General features: G+C 73.5%; 16 protein-coding genes. 7 read left to right on the top strand and 9 right to left on the bottom strand.

From position 1 onward, the window contains the following. Window positions 1-57: 57 nt before the first annotated feature. Window positions 58-480, bottom strand: a complete 423-nt coding sequence (locus ABD330_RS06355; RefSeq protein WP_344461661.1) for a YjbQ family protein — start codon at window positions 478-480, stop codon at window positions 58-60. 160 nt (window positions 481-640) lie between these two features. Further along, window positions 641-907 carry a hypothetical protein gene (locus tag ABD330_RS06360; RefSeq protein WP_344461663.1) on the bottom strand — a complete coding sequence of 89 codons (267 nt, stop codon included), beginning with the start codon at window positions 905-907 and terminating at the stop codon, window positions 641-643. Window positions 908-1,820: 913 nt separating this feature from the next. Between ABD330_RS06360 and ABD330_RS06365 the strand changes: the two genes are divergently transcribed. Together ABD330_RS06365 and ABD330_RS06370 are read left to right on the top strand one after the other, a co-directional pair. Then, the gene (locus ABD330_RS06365; RefSeq protein WP_344461665.1) at window positions 1,821-4,094 is read left to right on the top strand and encodes a bifunctional glycosyltransferase/CDP-glycerol:glycerophosphate glycerophosphotransferase; all 2,274 of its coding nucleotides are present in this window, start codon (window positions 1,821-1,823) and stop codon (window positions 4,092-4,094) included. Window positions 4,095-4,630: 536 nt separating this feature from the next. Further along, on the top strand, window positions 4,631-5,299 hold the full coding sequence (locus ABD330_RS06370; RefSeq protein ID WP_344461667.1) for a lysophospholipid acyltransferase family protein: 669 nt from the start codon (window positions 4,631-4,633) through the stop codon (window positions 5,297-5,299). Window positions 5,300-5,352: 53 nt separating this feature from the next. Here the strand turns inward: ABD330_RS06370 and ABD330_RS06375 are convergent, their stop codons facing one another. From ABD330_RS06375 to ABD330_RS06395, 5 genes are all read right to left on the bottom strand, one after another. Continuing rightward, window positions 5,353-7,188 (bottom strand): ABC transporter ATP-binding protein, encoded by a 1,836-nt coding sequence (locus tag ABD330_RS06375; RefSeq protein WP_344461669.1) that lies wholly within the window; start codon window positions 7,186-7,188, stop codon window positions 5,353-5,355. Between the two features lie 160 nt (window positions 7,189-7,348). Next, window positions 7,349-8,122 carry an SDR family NAD(P)-dependent oxidoreductase gene (locus ABD330_RS06380; RefSeq protein ID WP_344461671.1) on the bottom strand — a complete coding sequence of 258 codons (774 nt, stop codon included), beginning with the start codon at window positions 8,120-8,122 and terminating at the stop codon, window positions 7,349-7,351. Between the two features lie 163 nt (window positions 8,123-8,285). Further along, window positions 8,286-9,179, bottom strand: coding sequence for an SDR family oxidoreductase (locus ABD330_RS06385; protein WP_344461673.1), 894 nt, complete (start codon window positions 9,177-9,179; stop codon window positions 8,286-8,288). Then, window positions 9,176-10,120 (bottom strand): alpha/beta fold hydrolase, encoded by a 945-nt coding sequence (locus ABD330_RS06390; protein ID WP_344461675.1) that lies wholly within the window; start codon window positions 10,118-10,120, stop codon window positions 9,176-9,178. Before ABD330_RS06390 ends, ABD330_RS06385 begins: the two co-directional genes overlap by 4 nt. Then, window positions 10,117-11,652: a flavin-containing monooxygenase gene (locus ABD330_RS06395; RefSeq protein WP_344461677.1), complete on the bottom strand. Its 1,536-nt coding sequence runs from the start codon at window positions 11,650-11,652 to the stop codon at window positions 10,117-10,119. The genes ABD330_RS06390 and ABD330_RS06395 overlap by 4 nt, the downstream gene beginning before the upstream one ends. A 160-nt stretch (window positions 11,653-11,812) precedes the next feature. Between ABD330_RS06395 and ABD330_RS06400 the strand changes: the two genes are divergently transcribed. Next, the gene (locus ABD330_RS06400) at window positions 11,813-12,592 is read left to right on the top strand and encodes a MerR family transcriptional regulator (protein WP_425555461.1); all 780 of its coding nucleotides are present in this window, start codon (window positions 11,813-11,815) and stop codon (window positions 12,590-12,592) included. 51 nt (window positions 12,593-12,643) lie between these two features. Here ABD330_RS06400 and ABD330_RS06405 read toward each other — a convergent pair whose 3' ends face one another. Together ABD330_RS06405 and ABD330_RS06410 are read right to left on the bottom strand one after the other, a co-directional pair. Beyond that, window positions 12,644-13,225: a GNAT family N-acetyltransferase gene (locus ABD330_RS06405; protein WP_344461681.1), complete on the bottom strand. Its 582-nt coding sequence runs from the start codon at window positions 13,223-13,225 to the stop codon at window positions 12,644-12,646. 104 nt (window positions 13,226-13,329) lie between these two features. Further along, a complete protein-coding gene (locus tag ABD330_RS06410) occupies window positions 13,330-14,097 on the bottom strand; it encodes a (2Fe-2S)-binding protein (RefSeq protein WP_344461683.1) in 768 nt (255 codons plus the stop codon). 118 nt (window positions 14,098-14,215) lie between these two features. On the opposite strand from ABD330_RS06410, the gene ABD330_RS06415 reads away from it, so the two are divergent. The 4 genes from ABD330_RS06415 to ABD330_RS06430 all read left to right on the top strand — a co-directional run bounded on the left by ABD330_RS06415 (window position 14,216) and on the right by ABD330_RS06430 (window position 18,247). Further along, window positions 14,216-15,247 carry a FecCD family ABC transporter permease gene (locus tag ABD330_RS06415; RefSeq protein WP_425555462.1) on the top strand — a complete coding sequence of 344 codons (1,032 nt, stop codon included), beginning with the start codon at window positions 14,216-14,218 and terminating at the stop codon, window positions 15,245-15,247. After that, on the top strand, window positions 15,244-16,305 hold the full coding sequence (locus ABD330_RS06420; protein ID WP_425555463.1) for a FecCD family ABC transporter permease: 1,062 nt from the start codon (window positions 15,244-15,246) through the stop codon (window positions 16,303-16,305). Before ABD330_RS06415 ends, ABD330_RS06420 begins: the two co-directional genes overlap by 4 nt. Then, window positions 16,302-17,105, top strand: a complete 804-nt coding sequence (locus ABD330_RS06425; protein WP_344461685.1) for an ABC transporter ATP-binding protein — start codon at window positions 16,302-16,304, stop codon at window positions 17,103-17,105. The genes ABD330_RS06420 and ABD330_RS06425 overlap by 4 nt, the downstream gene beginning before the upstream one ends. A 143-nt stretch (window positions 17,106-17,248) precedes the next feature. Beyond that, window positions 17,249-18,247 carry an ABC transporter substrate-binding protein gene (locus ABD330_RS06430; protein WP_344461687.1) on the top strand — a complete coding sequence of 333 codons (999 nt, stop codon included), beginning with the start codon at window positions 17,249-17,251 and terminating at the stop codon, window positions 18,245-18,247. Window positions 18,248-18,249: the final 2 nt, after the last annotated feature.

The raw sequence follows: 18,249 nt of genomic DNA on the forward strand, positions 1-18,249 counted from the left end.
CCGCAAGCACCGTCGGCACCGTCAGCACCGTCAGCACCGTCAGCACCGTCAGCACCGTCAGCCGAGGAAGGAGAGCCGGACCGTCCGTCGCGGGTTGTCCCCGTTGGTGTCGATCAGGACCACCGACTGCCAGATGCCCAGGGCCAGCTTGCCGCCGATCACCGGCAGGGTGGCGTGCGGGGCGACCAGCCCGGGGAGCACGTGGTCGCGGCCGTGGCCGGGGGTGCCGTGCCGGTGCCGCCACCTACCGTCGGCCGGGAGCAGCTCGCGCAGGGTGGCGAGCAGGTCGTCGTCACTGCCGGCGCCGGTCTCGATCACGGCGATGCCGGCCGTGGCATGCGGGACGAAGACGTTGAGCAGCCCGTCCCGGCCGGTGGCCGCGTTGTCGAGGAACGCGGCGCAGCGGTCGGTGATGTCGAGGGCGACCTCTCCGGTACCGGTGGTGAGGTCGAAGGTGATGGAGTGAAAGGTGTCCGCCATGGTGCCATCCTGACCCAGGGCCGACGTGCGGCGCGTGCGACATCCGTACCGCGAGACCGGGGCCGCCCGGGTGCCGTACCGCTCCCGGCTCCGGACATGCCACTGGCCCGATGGACCTGGTGGTCCATCGGGTCGGTGGAGCGGGCCTTGGTCGGAGACCTCAGCCACGCCCGCCGAACAGGCTCCGCCGCAGCCGCCGCAGGGGCGCCAGCAGCGACACCCGCGCCATGCGGCGCGGGGCAGCCGGGGTGCTGACGCCACGCGGCGTCAGCTCCCTTATCAGACCCAGTGCCTCAACGGTGTCACCCACCGAGAGGGCCGGTGCGCCGAGCACCGCGAGGTGACGGTCGATCCGACGGCCGGTCGCGCCGACACCGCACTGGATCGCCGGCACCCGAGGCCGACTCCGCACTTGCATGTGTTCCATCTGTTTTTCCCACCCCTACGAGGCGCCAGGGCCGTGAGGCGAAGACTATCCGTGAGAGACGGCCTTCGCGCAACCGTCCTGGTGTTCCGCCACCGTATCGTGCGAAGCGAACTGACGCTTCACCAGGAGCCCGTGGCCTCGGTCACGACTGCGCATCGACGGTGTCGGAACAGTGGTGAAACCCGGAAGCCCGAAAATGGTGCGGCATCCGCAGAGGCGCACAGGTCAGACCGTACGCGCCGGGCGCACCACCGACCCGGCGGACGGCCCTGCCGGACGGCCCCGGCGGACGGCCTCGGCAGCCGGCCGGTCCGGGTAGGCCGAGGGGGCCGCAGTACCGTCCCAGCGCCCTGGGCCGGAACTCACTCTTGACCTGATGATTCAGGAATTGAACACATCTGGGGGATTGACGCCGTCGTAACCTACAAGCAATATCTCTAACGACGGGAACTCCGGGGCGATCCGGCAAGCTTCCCGGTCCAGTGCTTTCGACAGATGAACAGAACTTCCGACACCAGAAGCGAGTCACTGTCCGGTCGTCCCGATGTCGCGACGACCCGGCTCTCCGCTGGTGGACGGACTGGTGGCCGGCCGCTGAGGGTCGGCCGGGCCGCCGACCAGACTGCCGGTGCCGCCGCTCGCACGGCGCGGCACCGGCGGTCACATTCTCCGCTACTTCCGGAACTCCGCCGGCCCTCCGAGGCCCGCAGATCCCGCGAATCCCATGAATCCCATGGATCCCGTCCCGAGGATCCCACCCGCCCCGCCCGTCACACCGGTCCCGCAGAGCCGCCGTCGGGCCCGTGGGCGCTCCGGCAGCACCCGCCACCGGCCGGGCCTCTCATCCGAGGTCGGTAGAGTGGTCCCATCGGGCAACCTGCCGAAGCCCAGCCCCTCCGCGGAGTAAACAAGCGTGAGTCCCCTCCTCAGCATTGTGCTGCCAGTCCACGGGGTGGAGCGCTTCCTGCCGCGCTGCCTCGATTCGCTCGGACTCGGCAGCACGCCCGGTCCAGGCCTTCCCGCCGCACCGCCCGACACCCCCGGCTCCCCGGACGAGGTCGAGATCATCGCGGTGGACGACCTCTCCCCGGACGGCTGCGGCGCCATCCTGGACGAGTACGCCGCCCGCAACCCCGGGCTGCGGGTCCTGCACCTGCGCCGGAACCAGGGCCTGGGCGGCGCCCGGACCGCCGGGCTGGCCGAGGCCCGCGGCAGGTACGTCTGGTTCGTCGACAGCGACGACTGGCTCCCCGACGGCACACTGGCCGCCGTGACGGCCGAGCTGCGCCGCGAGGAGGCCGGGCCCGTCCCCGCCGACGTCCTGCTCACCGACTTCGACCACAGCTACCCCGACGGCAGCAGCGAGCCGAACCCGTGGCGCCACCTGCTGACCGGCTCACCCCTGGTCGAGGGCTGCACCGCGGCCGAGCACCCGGCGCTGCTGCAGACCGTGATGGCGGTCTGGAACAAGATCTTCCGGCGCGAGTTCCTGGAGGGCCTGGAGGTCTCCTTCGGGCGCGGTTTCTACGAGGACATCTCGGTCACCTACCCGGCCCTGCTGGCCGCCGGCCGGCTGCGCTACCTCGACCGCTCCTGCTACAACTACCGGCGCGGCCGCCCGGGCGCGATCACCAGCACCGCCTCGCCCAAGCACGCGGACGTCTTCGCCCAGTACGACGCGATCTTCGCCTTCCTGAGCCGCCGCGGCCTGACCAACCAGCGCCTGGTCTTCGACCGCACCGTCAAGCAGGCGCTGACGGTCTACGACACCCCCGGGCTGGTCCCGGCCGAGCTGCGCCGGGAGTTCTTCGCGCAGATCTCCGCCCACTTCGCCCGGCACCGCCCGGCCGGCTACTCCTTCCCGGCCGGCCTGCGCGGCGTCCAGTACCGGCTGGCCTCGATGGGCTCCCGGCGCGCGTACGACGAGCTGCGCCGCACCGGCCGCCTCCCGCGCACCCTGCGGCGGCGGGCCAGGGCCGTCGCCCCCGCCGTGCGGCGCGGCGTCCGCAGCGGGGCCCGGTTCACCGCGTACAACGCCTTCCGGCAGCTGCCGCTGGACGAGCACCTGGCCGTCTACGCGGCCTACTGGCACCGGGGCTACGCCTGCAACCCGGCGGCGATCTACGAGAAGGCCCGCGAACTCGCGCCCGAGGTGCGCGGGGTCTGGGTGGCGGAGACCGCCGCGCACGCCGCCAAGCTGCCCGACGGGGTGCCGTACGTGATCGTCAACACCCCCGGCTACCTGCGGGCGATGGCGACCGCCAAGTACTTCGTCAACAACGTCAACTTCCCGCACACCATGGCCAAGCGCCCGGGCACGGTGCACCTGCAGACCCAGCACGGCACGCCGCTGAAGAGCATGGGCATGGACCTGAAGGACCGCCCGGCCGCCGCCGACGGCATGGACTTCGACCGCCTGCGCGAGGCCGTCGGGCGCTGGGACTACCTGGTCTCGCCGAACCCGCACACCAGCGAGCACTTCAGCCGGGCCTTCCCCGGCCGGTACCAGCTGCTGGAGACCGGCTACCCGCGCAACGACCGGCTGGCCCTGGCCGGCGCCGCCGAGTCGGCCGCCGTCCGCGAGCGGCTCGGGCTGGCGGCCGGTCAGCGGACCGTGCTGTTCGCGCCCACCCACCGCGAGGGCCGGGGCGGGTACGTGCCGCTGCTGGACGTCCGCGACCTGGCGGAGCGGCTCGGCTCCGGATACACCCTGCTGGTCCGCACCCACTACTTCCACACCGGCGGGGCCGGCGACCTGACGGCCGGCGAGGGCGCCGCCGCGATCGTGGACGTCTCCGACCACCCGGCGGTCGAGGACCTCTACCTCGCGGCCGACGTGCTGGTCACGGACTACTCCTCGATGATGTTCGACTACGCCGTCCTGGACCGCCCGGTGGTGATCTTCGCCCCGGACTGGACCGAGTACCGCCGCGCGCGCGGCGTCTACTTCGACCTGATGGCCTCGCCTCCGGGTGCGGTCGCCACCGACCTGGACCAGCTGGCCGAGGCGCTGCTCGCCGAGGACCCGGCGGCGGCCGCCCGCGCGGCCTTCCGCGAGCGGTTCTGCCCCTGGGACGACGGCGGAGCGGCCGAGCGCGTCGTCCGGCAGATCTTCCCCGTCCACGGCGGCGCGGCCGTGCCGCCGCCTGCGGCCTCTCCGCGCGCGGCCTCGCCGGCCGAGGCCTGAGCGGCTCCGGCGGCAGGCCCGCCGGAGCCGGGCCTCCCCCGGGCGGGTGCGAACACCCCCCGGGGGGCACTGCCCAGGGGGCACTGCCCGGCGGGCCTCCCCGGCGCGGAGCCGGGCTCCGGGGGCGCGCCGCCGTCCGCGCACGCCCCAGAACCCCACCCGTCACAGCCGTCCCAGGGCACCCGCTCTCGGCCACTCGCCGAGCCGTGCCCGGGGTGGCGCACGATCGTGACAACGCTCACCCCCGCCGGCCTCCGGCCCTCCCGCCCCCGGGACCGGCCGCGCCCGCTTGCGGGCCGGCTGCACGCCGGTCCACTGCCGGTTGTGTACCGATTGGGCACGGTTCGCCTACCGACGAAGCGTCACCGCCGCACCCCGGCCGACCGGTTCCGCATCCGGCCGTGCGCGTCGCGTGACGAGCGCCGCAGTCCGCGCCCAGCCGTCGCGGTGGACGAGCCGCTAGGAGAATGTCGTACTCTGCGGTCTGACCTCGGCCCCGTTGTGAGTCCGGGGCGTCAGCCGGCCAGGGAGGGTCCATGATCAACCTCATCACGAAGCTCGTGCTCAAGCCGCTGGCGAGAGCGGTCTACCGGCCCGTCATCGAAGGTCTGGAGAACGTCCCGCGCAGCGGCGGGGTGATCCTGGCCAGCAACCACCTGTCGTTCATCGACAGCGTGGTGATCCCGCTGACCGCGCCGCGCCAGGTGTTCTTCCTGGCCAAGGCCGAGTACTTCACCGGCACCGGGGTCAAGGGCGCGCTCTCCCGGGCGTTCTTCGGCGCGATCAACGCCGTGCCGGTCGAGCGCGGCACCTACCGCTCGGCCCAGGCCTCGCTGGAGTCGGCACTGGAGATCCTGCGCGACGGCAAGGCGTTCGGCATCTATCCCGAGGGCACCCGCTCACTGGACGGGCGGCTGTACCGGGGCAAGACCGGGGTCGCCTGGCTGGCGCTGACCGCCGGGGTGCCCGTGGTGCCGGTGGCCCTGGAGGGCCCCGCCGAGATCCTGCCGGTCGGCAAGCGGATCCCGCGCCTGCGCAAGGTGACGGTCCGTTTCGGCGAGCCGCTGGACTTCTCCGAGCTGCACGGCCGGGCCCGCTCCGCCCAGGCCCGCCGTCAGGTGACGGACGAGGTCATGCGGTCGATCCAGAAGCTCTCCGGCCAGGAGTGCGCCGAGGTCTACAACGAGCGCCCGTTGGCGGCCTGAACCGCCGTCGGGCCCGAGCCGCCCCCGGGCACGGACCGCCGGCCTGAGCGCCGTCAGGCCCGGACGGCCGCGGCGGCCGGGCGCCGTACCGGCTGCTCGCGCCGCAGCAGCGCGGCGTAGCGGCCGTCGAGGGCGAGCAGCTCCTCGTGCGTCCCGAGCTCGGCGACCCGGCCGGCGTCGAGTACGGCGATCTGGTCGGCGTGCCGCACGGTGGAGAGCCGGTGCGCGATGGTGATGGTGGTGCGGCCCTCGGCCAGCGCGTCGATGGCCTGCTGGACGGCGCGTTCGGTCTGGTTGTCGAGCGCGCTGGTGGCCTCGTCGAGGATCAGCACCGGCGGGTTGCGCAGGACGGTCCGGGCGATCGCCAGCCGCTGCTTCTCGCCGCCGGAGAACCGGTAGCCGCGTTCGCCGACCACGGTGTCGTAGCCGTCCGGCAGCCCGGCGATCATCTGGTGGATCTGGGCGGCCTCGGCGGCGGCGACCAGCTCGGCGTCGGTGGCGTCCGGCTTGGCGAAGCGCAGGTTGTCGGCGATCGAGGCGTGGAACAGGTACGTCTCCTGGGAGACCACGCCGGTGGCGTCGGACAGGGTGGCGAACGAGAGCTCGCGGACGTCCGTGCCGTCGATGGTGACCCGGCCGGAGGTCACGTCGTAGAGCCGGGGGACGAGGTAGCTCAGCGTGGTCTTGCCCGAGCCGGTCTCGCCGACCACCGCGAGCGAGCTGCCCGCCGGGACCCTGAGGTCGACACCGGCGAGGGTCGGGGCGTCCTGGTCCGGGCCGTAGCTGAAGCCGACGTTCTCGAAGACGACGTCGCCCCGGATGTCCGCCCGGCGGACGCTGACGGGGGCGGCGGGCTCGGCGATCTCGATCGGCAGGTCGAGGTACTCGAAGATCCGCTGGAACAGCGCCAGCGAGGTCTGCACGTCCACGCCGGTCGAGAGCAGGCTGACGGTCGGCCGGAACAGCCCCTGCTGGAGCGAGACGAAGGCGACCAGGGTGCCGATCGAGACGATCGGCGCACCGCCGGCGGAGGCGAGCCCGGCGGCCCAGTAGATCGCGGCGGGCATCGCCGCCATCACGATCCCGATGGTCGACATCCGCCAGCGCCCGGCCATGCTGGAGCGGATCTGCAGGTCGGCGAGCTCGTCGGACTGCCGGGTGAACTCGTGCGAGAGCGAGTCGGAGCGGCCCATCGTGCGGCCGAGCAGGATGCCGCTGACCGACAGCGACTCCTGGACGGCGGTGCTCATCAGGGCGAGCTGCTTCTGCCGTTCGGTGGTGATCTTCTTGCGCTCGCTGCCGACCCGGCGGCTGATCCAGACGAACAGCGGGAGCAGCAGCAGCGAGACGACGGTGAGCCGCCAGTCCAGCGCGACCATCGCGACGACCGTGGCGACCACGCTGGTGAGGTTGGAGACCAGCGAGGTCGCGGTGGAGGTGACGGTGGACTGCATGCCGCCGATGTCGTTGGCGATCCGGGACTGCACCTCGCCGGTGCGGGTCCGGGTGAAGAACGCCAGCGACATCCGCTGCAGGTGGGTGTAGACGGCGGTGCGCAGGTCGTGCATGACGCGCTGGCCGACGGTGGTCGAGATCAGGGTCTGCAGCACGTTGAAGATGCTGTTGACCACCGCCGCCGCGATCATGCCGAGCGCGAGCAGGCTGAGCAGCCCCGTGCGGCCCTGCGGGATGGCGGTGTCGAGTACGGCGCGCAGCAGGAACGGCGTGACCACCGAGACCACCGCCGAGGCGCCGACCAGCAGCCCGACCACGCCGAGGCGGCCGGAGTACGGGCGGAACAGGGCCAGGATGCGGCGCAGCTGGGCGGGTGGGGGTGGTCCGTCGTCCGTACGCGGGGACGGGGTCCAGGTTGTGCCTTCGGGCCTCAAGGGCGACCTCCTGATCGGGCGGATGCGGGCAGGCTGCCAGCATATAGAGAGTAGCTCATAGTTAGCCAAGCTAATAATGAGGTACGTCCTATTCCCGTCAGGTCGCCCGCCCGGCTCCTCCTCGTCCCTCTCCTAACCTTCTCCCGCCCGCCTGCTGCGCTCAGTCGGTGCGGTAGGTCCGGGCCGCCTTGGAGGAGACCCCGCCGAGCTTGCCCGAGGGCAGCACCCGGCCGAGCGCGACGATCGCCTTGTACCGCTTGCCCGGGACGGAGAGCGAACGGCCGCGGGCCAGGTCACGCAGCGCCTCGTCGACCACGCGCTCGGCGGAGAGCCAGCTCCAGGCCGGGATGTTCGAGGTGCCCATGCCCGCCCGCTCGTGGAACTCGGTCCGGGTGAAGCCCGGGCAGAGCGCGAGCAGCCGGACCCCGCTGCCGCCGAGGTCGCGGGCGATGCCCTGGGTGAAGCTGACCACCCACGCCTTGGTCGCCCCGTACGTGCCGCGCGGCAGGAAGGCCGCGACCGAGGCGACGTTGACGATGCCGCCGAAGCCGCGCTCGCGCATGCCCGGCAGCGCGGCGGTGGTGGTCCGCAGGATCGCCTCGACGTGCACCTTGAGCATGTCCAGCTCCTGGTCGAGCGGCACCGTCAGGAACGCCCCCCGGTTCCCGAACCCGGCGTTGTTGATCAGGATGTCGACCGGACGCGAGCCGTCGCGCAGCCGGTCCTCGACGGCGGTGATCCCGGCGTCGGTGGCCAGGTCGGCGGACAGGGTCTCCACCTGGACGCCGTACGTCTTGCCGAGTTCGGCGGCCGAGGCGGCGAGCCGCTCGGCGTCCCGGGCCACCAGGACGAGATCCCGCCCGTCCTTGGCGAGACGACGGGCGAACGCGGCACCGATGCCGGCGGTGGCGCCGGTGATGAGGGCAGTGGTCATGCCCCCGACCGTAGCCCCTGAGGCCCCGTCACCGGGAGTGGCCCCCGGCGCGGAGCCCTGTACGCACAGGAGCAGCCAGTGCAGGGGGCGCGAGGAACCGCGCGAAGGGGGATGCCTCCCGCCCCCTGAAAAAGGAACCCCGGGCCCACCGGTGGGACCGTGGCTACTCCACCGCGCCCCGGGCAGCCGAGTCGGCCTCGCCGCCCGCGCCCACCGGGCGCAGGCGGGTGGTGGCGGTGGCCCTCAACTCGGGTGCCAGGCGGGCCACATCGCGGGATCCCACGGCCGCGATCAGGCCCGGCAGGGCCCAGCGGACGGGCTGGAGGCCGCGCAGCCAGGCCTGGGCGTAGACGTGCGGCGAGCGGCGGGCGATCCCGGCGACCAGGCGGTCGACGGCCGGGGCGAGCGGGTAGGTCTTGTTGGCCGGCCAGGGCAGCCTGGCCCGCAGCTGCCGCAGGACGACGTCCTGGTCGGCCCCCCGCACCATGTCGGTGTCGGTCCAACTCAGGTAGCCGACACCGACCTTGACGCCCTGGTGGGCGACCTCGGCGCGCAACGCGTGGGCGAAGGACTCGACGCCCGCCTTGCTCGCGCAGTACGCCGCCATCAGCGGCGCGGGGGTCATCGCGGCCAGCGAGGCGATCTGCAGCAGGTAACCGCCGCTCTCCACCAGCGCGGGCAGGAAGGCCCGCGCGGTCGCCACGCTGCCCAGCAGGTTGACCTCGATCACCCGGCTGAATGCCCGGTGGTCGCTGTCCAGCAGCGGGCCGCCGATCGCGATCCCGGCGTTGGCGACGACGGTGTCGATCCGGCCGTACCGGTCCTGGATCGCCCGGGCGGTGGCCGTGAGCGCGTCGACGTCGGTGACGTCCACCTCCCAGTACGAGGCGCCGGCCCCGCACTGTGCCGCGACCGCCTTCAACTCCTCGGGCTCCAGGCCGACCAGGGCCACCTTGGCGCCGCGCTGGGCGAGCCTGCGGGCCGTCAGCGCGCCGACCCCGCGGGCGGCCCCGGTGACGACGACGACCTGGGCGGACAGTGCCGGGGTGGTGCTCATTCGGCCACGCTCCCTTCGGTCACGCCCGCGTCGGCGACGGCGCCGATCTTCGCGAGCCGGCGGATCTCGGCGGCCACCTCGGCCGGCCGCTCGACCGGCGCCATGTGCCCGACGCCCGCCAACTGGAGCAGCCCCTGCGGGTCGGGCAGCGCCGCCGCGATCCGCTGCGCGTGCACAGGCGGGGTGAGCCGGTCGCGGGTACCGACGATCACCGAGGTCGGCGCGGCGAGCCTGGGCAGCTGGTGGTACTCGTCCAGTGTGGCGAGCACCTGGGACCAGCGGTACCTGACCCTGGTCGGGCAGGCGTGCACCACCCGGACGACGGCCGCGACCCGGTCGGCGGGGGTGTCCAGCCCCATCGTGGCGTACTTCAGCGCGGCGGCGGTGAGGCCGTTCGGCCGCCCGAGCGGCAGCCGGGAGGACAGCAGCATCCGGTGCAGGGCCAGCTTGGTGCCGGGCACCGCGACGGTGAGCACCTTGAGTTCGGCGACCAGGTCGCCCGCTCCGGTGCTGATCAGCACGGCGGCGGCGGTCCGGTCGGCGACCCCGGTGCGGTCGGCGGCGGCCATCACGGTCATCCCGCCCATGCTGTGCCCGGCGAGCACCGCCCGCTCCCCCGCCGGCACGACCTCCGCGAGCACCGCCTCCAGGTCGTCGGCGAGCTTGGCGGTGGAGTAGCCGGCCGGGGTCGCCGGGGTGCCGCTGCGGCCGTGGCCGCGCTGGTCGTACGCCACCACCCGGTAATCACCGGCGAGTTGGCGGATCACCGGAGCCCAGAAGGCGATCGAGCAGGTCCAGCCGTGGGCCAGCACCACGAGCGGCGCGCCCTCGGGTCCGAACGCCTCGGCGTGCACCTGGTGGCCGTCGGCCGAGCGGATCCGGTACTCCCGCTCGGGCGCGGGGAGCACGCAGTCCGGGGCCGGATCGCTGACGAACTTCACGCTGGGACCTCCTGGGAGACGGTGGCGACGGGAACGGGACGCTTGATGATCTCGTATTCGGCCAGGTCGACCCGGCGGGTGGCCCGGCGGAAGCTGGTGGTGGAGCCGGGCCAGAGCACGGTGTTCTTGCCGTCCGCCTCCAGGTACCAGCTCTTGCAGCCGCCGGTCGTCCAGACCGTCCGGGACATCCGGTGCTGGAGTTCGAGGTTCCAGCGCCGCTGGGCCCGGGCCGTGGGCTGGATCGCCGTCGCGCCGATCGCCGAGAGCGTCGTCAACGCGTCGACCAGGTAGTTCAGTTGGGACTCGATCATCAGGATCATCGAGTTGTTGCCGAGCCCGGTGTTGGGCCCGATCACGAAGAACAGGTTGGGGAAGCCGTGCACGGTCGAGCCGCGCAGCGCCTCCATGCCGCCCTTCCACTCCTGCGCCAGGCTGCGCCCGTCGATGCCGAACACCCGCTCGCCGATGGGCATGTCGGTGACGTGGAAGCCGGTGCCGAAGACGATCGCGTCCGCCTCGTGCTCGCCGCCGTCGGCGTCGACCAGGGTGGAGCCGCGCACCTCGGCGAGGCCGGCCGCGACCACCTCGGCGTTGGGCGCCGCGAGCGCCGGGTAGTAGGCGTTGCTGAGCAGGATCCGCTTGCAGCCTATCCGGTAGTCCGGGGTCAGCTTGGCCCGCAACTGCGGGTCAGCGACGGCCTGTTCGAGGTTACGGACGGCGAGCCGCTGGACCAGCTTCAGCGCACCGGGGCGGCGGACGAAGGCATCCACCTGGAGCTCGCGCAGCGCGAACAGGGTGGCGCGGCGCAGCTTGCCGGTGGCCGGGATCGCGGCGTGCAGCCACTTCTCGGCGGCGGAGATCTCCCGGTCCGCGCGGGGCAGGACCCAGGCCGGGGTGCGCTGGAAGACCGTCAGCTTCGCGACCTGCGGCTGGATCGACGGGACGATCTGGGCCGCCGAGGCGCCGGTGCCGACCATCGCGACGCGCTTGCCGGTGAGGTCGAAGTCGTGGTCCCAGCGCGAGGAGTGGAACACCTTGCCGGGGAAGTCGGCCAGCCCGGGGATGTCCGGGATCTGCGGGTCGGCGAGCGGGCCGGCCGCCGAGACCACCGCGTCGGCCGTCCAGCTGCCCGCCGTGGTGGTGACCCGCCAGTGGGCCGCCTGCTGGTCCCAGCGCAGCTCGGTGACCTCGGTGTTGAACCGCAGGTGCGGGCGGAGGCCGAAGGTGTCGGCGACCCGCTCCAGGTAGGCGCGGATGTCCGGCTGCCGGGAGAAGCTGCGCGGCCACTCCGGGTTCGGGGCGAAGGAGAAGGAGTACAGGTGCGAGGGGACGTCGCAGGCACAGCCGGGGTAGCTGTTGTCGCGCCAGGTGCCGCCGACCGAGTCGGCGCGCTCCAGGATCACGAAGTCGGTGATCCCGGCCCGGCGCAGTCGGACGCCGGCGCCCAGACCGCCGAAGCCGGAGCCGACCACCGCCACCCGCACATGGGTGCTCGGCTGCGGCTGCTTGGGGCGCTTGGGGCTGGATGCCATCGGGGCGGCCTCCTGAGGGGAGTGGGGTGGGGGTGCCCGGGTCCATTAGAACCGCGCCAGTAATCACTGGCACGATTGGCAGGGTAACCGCTGCGGGAGCCGTACGGAAGGAGCCCGGCGGCACCGGTTTCCCCCGGTCCCCGGCGCGCCGCCCGGCCCTATGCTGGGCGGCGTGGAGACGATCAGGCGGGCCGGGGACGGCAGCGGCGCGGCGGCGCGCGAGTACCGGGTGGAGGAGCTGGCGCGGGCGGCCGGCATCACCACCCGCACCCTGCGCTTCTACCGGGAGCGCAAGCTGCTCCAGCCGCCGCGCAAGGAGGGCCGGATCGCCTGGTACGGCGAGGAGCACCTGGAGCGGCTCCGCATGATCGGCGGGCTGCTGGAGCGCGGCCACACCCTCGGCGGCATCGCCGAGCTGATCGGCGCGGGCGAGAGCGGACGGGACGTCGCCGAGCTGATCGGCCTGCGGGCGGCGATCACCGCCCCCTGGTCGGACGAGACGCCCGTCCACGTCGGCTGGGCCGAGCTGGCCGCGGCCTTCGGCGACCAGCTGACCGAGGCCAACACGCGGGAGTCCGTCGACCAGGGCTACATCACCGTCCAGGAGGACGGCATCACCCACATCAGCCGCCGCCTGATGGACGCCACCACCACCCTGGTCGCCGAGGGCGTGCCGCTCGCCGCCGTCCTGGCCGCCTGCCGCACGGCCCAGGACCACGCGGACGCCGTCGCCGAGGTGTTCACCGCCCTGATCCGCGACCAGCTGCTCGGCGCCCTCGCCCACGTCGAGGACGTCACCCCCGCCGAGGCCGCCCGGCTGACCGGCCAGATCCAGCGGGTCCGCCCGCTCGCCCGTACCGTCGCGGACGCCCAGTTCGCGCTGGCGATGGACCGCCGGGTGCACGCCGAGTACGACGCGGTGCTGCACCGGCCCGACTGACCGCCCCACTCCGGCTCAGGCCCCGCCCCGGCCCCGCCGGGCCGCCCCGGGTCAGCCGTTCCGGCGGTGCCACTCCTCGGCCAGGATCCCGTACGTGACCTCGTCACGGCGCTCGGCCGGGAAGGCGATGGCCCCGCGCTGGACCCCCTCCTCGGCGAAGCCGAGGCGGGTGGCGAGCGCGCGGCTGCGGAGGTTGGCGACCTCGGTCTGCAGCGCGACCCGCTCCAGGCCGAGCGGCCCGAAGGCGTGGTCGAGCAGGGCGGTGACGGCCCGGCGGACCAGGCCCCGGCCCTCATGGGCCTCGTCGATCCAGTACCCGATGTCGGCCGACCGCCGGTAGGCGTTGATCCGCAGGCCGACCGACCCGGCCAGCTGCCAACCACCCTCCGCCGCCACCGCGATGACGGTCGGCACCTGCTCCCCCGCGAGCCAGCCCCGGGCGGACTCCCGCACGTTGGCCCCGGTCGCCTCCGGCGTCGGCAGCTCGACCGCCCACGGCTCCCAGCGCGCCAGCCGCTCCTGGTTGGCCGCCAGCAACTCCTGGTAGGCGTCGAGCAGATCGGGAGTACGCGGCAGCAGTACGGCGCCGTCTCCGAGCGGGAACGAGAACAGCGGTGTGACGACCGTACGCACGGTGGCTCCAGGAGGGCTCGGGGGGCTGTCCCGCCAGCATAGGACGGGCCCCGAGCGGGCCCCGGGCCTGGTCGGAGCGGGTGGCCGGCGAGAGCGGGGCCTGGTCAGAGCTCCAGCCGCCGGACCCGCTCCGGGTCGTCCGTGCGCGGGCAGGTCACGCAGGCCTCGGCGGGGCGGATCGCGTAGTAGAGGCAGCAGCCGAGCCGGGTACGGGTCAGGTGGGTGCGCCCCTCGGTCCCGGTCAGGCGGCGGAAGGCGGCCGTGCCGGGGAAGGGCGGGGTGCCGCCGGGCAGCAGGTCGGTGGCGACCCGGACGGCGCGTTCCTCCTCGCCGAGCATCCGGCCCAGGTACCAGATCCCGGAGAGCAGGTCGTCCGCCGCCATGCCCCAGAGCGCGCGCGGCCCGCGCTTGACGTGCGGTCCGAAGGCGTCGAGCACCGGCGTGAGGTGCTCGACGACCGCGTCCCGCAGGTCCGCCGCCGTGCCGGGGACGAGCCCGCCCGGACGGAGCGCCAGATCGCCGGTCGCCGTGTGGATCCAGAGGTCCTCCGGCCGGATCACGGGCACCTGGCCGGCGAGGTACCAGGGGCCGCTGAACAGCAGGCAGCCGGACCAGAGGTAGTGGTGCAGCAGCCGCGAGGCGGCGACGTGCACGCGCGGTGCGACGCCGTTCCCGGCCTCGATCCTGGCCGCTTCACCGCGCACCAACTCGGCTGTCCGGCTGGGTAGTTCCGAAACCGGGAGCCATCCGGGCCCCGGATCCGAGGACGACTGGCCGGCGGCGAGCAGGTGGACGCGGAGCGCGCCGCAGACCGCCGCCAGGCGGCGTTGGACGGCGGTGGCCGCGGGCGGTGCGACGGGCGTACGGAGCATCAGAACCCCCTCGAAGATCTATTTAGGTTAGCCTAACCTGACCGATTCTCGACAGATGCCGCACGCCAAGATCGAACGACTTGACTAACTTAGGTTTGCCTAACCTAATATCGCTCTTGTGCTTACCACTGACCCGCCGGCGCTCACCGCCCCGGCACGACGGCCCCGGCCGGTCCGGCAGCCCCTGCTGCTGGCCGGCGGGATCGGCGTGCTGGTGCTCTGCGCCGCCCTGAGCCTCGCCCTCGGATCGCGGCCGATCCCGCTCGGCACCGTTCTTGACGCACTGTCCGGCTCCGGCCACGGCGGCGACGCGGACGTGGTGACGGGGCTGCGGCTGCCGCGCACCGTGATCGGCCTGGTGGTGGGCGCCGCGCTCGGCGCGGCGGGCGCCGTCGCCCAGGGCGTCACCCGCAACCCGCTCGCCTCGCCGACCACGCTCGGCATCAACGCGGGCGCGAGCTTCGCCGTCGTCACCGCGATCTTCACGCTGCACTGCACCCGCCCCGTGCAGTACGTCTGGTTCGCCGTCCTCGGCGCCGCCGCGGCGGCCTGTGCCGCCTACGCGATGGCCCGCAGGTCGGGCGACCTCGATCCCGTCCGGCTCGCGCTCGGCGGGACGGTGCTCACCGCCGTGCTCGCCTCCTGGACCTCCTCGCTGATGCTGGTCAGCCGCCGGACGCTGGACGAGGCCAGGTTCTGGCTGGCCGGCTCGCTGGGCGGCCGCGGCTTCGAAGTACTCACCCCCGTCCTGCCGTTGATAGCCGCCGGCCTGCTGCTGGCGCTGCTGGTCGCACCCGCCCTGAACACGCTGGCGCTCGGCGACGAGACGGCGCAGGCGCTCGGCGTGCCGGTGACCCGGATCCGGGTGCTCGGCGGGCTGGCGGTCGTCCTGCTCGCCGCCGGCGCCGTCGCGGTGGCCGGCCCGGTCGCCTTCGTCGGCCTGGCCGCGCCGCACCTCGTCCGCCCGCTGCTCGGCAACGACCACCGCTGGCTGGTGCCCGGCTGCCTGGTGGCGGGGCCCGCCCTGCTGCTGGCCGCCGACGTGCTGGGCCGGGTGGCGGCCCGGCCGTCCGAGATCGAGGTCGGCATCGTGACCGCCTTCCTCGGCGCACCGCTGCTCGCCCTGCTGGCCCGGAAGGCGGCCCGGTGAACGCCTCCGCCGCCGCGCCCGCCGCCGCACCGCCCACCACCCCCGGCTCCGCCCCGGCCCGGCGCCACCGTACGCTGCTGCTCTGCGCCGCCTTCGCCACCGCACTGGTCTGGCTCACCGGCCTCGCCCTGAGCACCGGTCAGGTGCGGCTGCCGCTGACCGGCGCGCTGCGCGCCCTGGCCGGCCTCGGCGACGTCGGCGACGTGCTGGTGGTCCAGCAGTTCCGGGCGCCCCGGGTGGTCTCCGCGCTGATCGCGGGCGCCGGGCTGGCCGTGTCCGGCTCGCTGCTGCAACGGCTGTTCCGCAATCCGCTCGCCTCACCGGACGTCATCGGCGTCACCGGCGGCGCCTCGTTCGGCGCCGTCCTGCTGCTGGCCACCGGCGCGAGCCAGGCGCTGATCCCGCTCGGCGCGCTCGGCGGCGGAGTGCTGGCGGCCGTCCTGCTCGGCGCGTTCGCCTGGCGCTCGCGGATCGCCGTCGGCCGCCTGGTGCTGGTCGGCCTGGCCGTACAGGCCGGTCTGGCCGCAGCGGTCAACCTGATGATCGTCCGGTTCCCGGCCGAACTGGCCACCTCCGCCCTGCAGTGGACCACCGGCTCGCTGTACGGCCGGACCTGGACGGAGGTCTCGGTGGGCGGCGCGGCGATCGTGCTGGCCACCACCGCGGTCTTCCTGACCCACCGTCGGACCTCGGTGCTGGAGCTCGGCGAGGACTCGGCCGGCGGCCTGGGGCTCGACCCCGCACGGGCCCGGCTGGGCCTGCTGCTGCTCGCCGTCGTGCTGGCCTCGCTGGCCGCCGGGCTGACCGGCCCGGTCGCCTTCGTCGCCCTCGCCGTACCGCACCTGGTCCGCCTGCTGGCCGGGCCGCCGACCCCCGGCACACTCGCGCTCACGGCGCTGGCCGGCGCCCTCCTGCTGCTCGCGGCCGACCACATCGTGCTGGACCTGCTGCCCGTCCACGGCCTGCCCGTCGGCGCCGTCACCGCGACGCTCGGCGCGCCCTGGCTGCTCGTCCTGATGATCCGTCAGGGCCGGCCCACCCACCGGAGTGACTCATGAACCAGCTCGCCGCCCAGCGGCTCGACCTGCGCTACGGCGACCGGGTGGTCGTCCAGGGCCTCGACCTCACCCTCCCCGGCGGCGCCGTCACCGCGATCGTCGGGCCGAACGCCTGCGGCAAGTCGACCCTGCTGCGCGGCCTGGTCCGGCTGCTCACCCCGGCCGCCGGTACGGTCACCCTGGACGGCTCCGACATCCACCGGATGCCCGCCCGCGCGCTGGCCCGCCGGATGGGCCTGCTGCCGCAGCAGCCGGTCACCCCCGAGTCGATCACCGTCGAATCCCTCGTCCGGCTCGGCCGGTACCCGCACCAGCGAATGCTCAGCCCCTGGTCGGCCGCCGACCAGGCCGCTGTGGAGGAGGCGCTCGCCCGCACCGGCACCGACGGCCTGCGCGACCAGCCGGTGGACCGGCTCTCCGGCGGACAGCGCCAGCGCGCCTGGATCGCGCTGGCGCTCGCCCAGGACACCGAACTGCTGCTGCTGGACGAGCCGACCACCTTCCTCGACCTCCGCCACCAGCTCGAAGTCCTGGACCTGGTCTCCGACCTGCATGCCCAGGCCGGACGGACGGTGGTGATGGTGCTGCACGACCTCGGTCAGGCCGCCCGCTACGCCGACCACCTGGTCGTACTGGACGGCGGCCGGCTCGCCGCGGCCGGCCCACCCGCCGAGGTCCTCACGGCGGAGCTGGTCGAACGGGTCTTCCAGGTCCCCTGCCTGGTCGTCCCCGACCCGGAGACCGGCACCCCGCTGGTCGTCCCCCGTGCGAGAACGCGGAGCGCGATGCCCGTCCGCTAGGCACGCGGAGCGCTGCCCCCGAGGCGCGGGGAACTGCGCGAAACGGGAGTGACGGTGGTGCGCCTTCCGCCCCGCGCAGTTCCCCGCGCCCCTGGCGGGCCCTTTCAGTCTGCCCGAAAACATCCCGAGAACAAGGACAAATGATGTCGTACCGGTCCCACCGTCTGCCTACCGCCCTGCTCGCCGTAGTGCTCTCCACCGCTCTGCTGAGTGCCTGTGGCTCAAGCGCCGACAGCAAGCCGACCGCCGCCGCGAGCGGGGCCGCCGGCGACCCGGCCGCCGCCTTCCCCCGCAGCATCCAGCACGCGATGGGCACCGCCGAGATCAGGACCCAGCCCAAGCGCGTGGTGGTGCTGGACAGCGGCGAGTTGGACGACGTCACCCTGCTCGGCATCACCCCGGTCGGCGCGGTCTCACCGCACCTGAAGACCGAGGGCGGCTTCCCCACGTACCTCAAGGACCGGACCGGCGGGGCGAAGGACGTCGGCCCGATGGCCGAGCCCAACCTCGAACTGATCGCCTCCCTCAAGCCCGACCTGATCCTCTCCTCCAAGGTCCGGCACGAGAAGGTCTACGACAAGCTGAACGCGATCGCGCCGACCGTCCTGGCGGAGACCACCGGCTTCCCGTGGAAGGCCAACCTGGCCCTGTACGCCAAGGCTCTGGGCAAGGAGGCCGAGGCCAAGACTGCCCTGGACGACTACCAGGCCCGCGCGGCGAAGCTGGGCGCCGAGATCAAGGCGAAGAACAACGGCACGATGCCGACCGCCTCGGTGGTCCGGTTCGTGGCCGGACCGACCCGGCTCTACCAGAAGTCCTCGTTCAGCGGCACCGTGCTGAGCGACATCGGCCTCGCCCGCCCGGCCTCGCAGAACGTCGACGGCTCGATGCTGGACGTCAGCCCCGAGCAGATCAACCAGGCCGACGCCGACCTGGTCTTCGTCACCGTCTCCGACGACCCCACGAAGACCAAGGAGAGCGAGGTCCAGAACACGCCGGTCTGGAAGGGCCTGAACGCCGTCCGGAACAACAAGGTCTTCAACGTGCCGGACGAGACCTGGATGTCGGGCATCGGCGTGCAGGCCGCCGACGCCATGCTCGTCGACATCGCCAAGGCCGCAGGCGTCGACGCCCCCAAGTAGCC

The organism is Kitasatospora kazusensis, assembly GCF_039529945.1.
GTDB lineage: Bacteria > Actinomycetota > Actinomycetes > Streptomycetales > Streptomycetaceae > Kitasatospora > Kitasatospora kazusensis.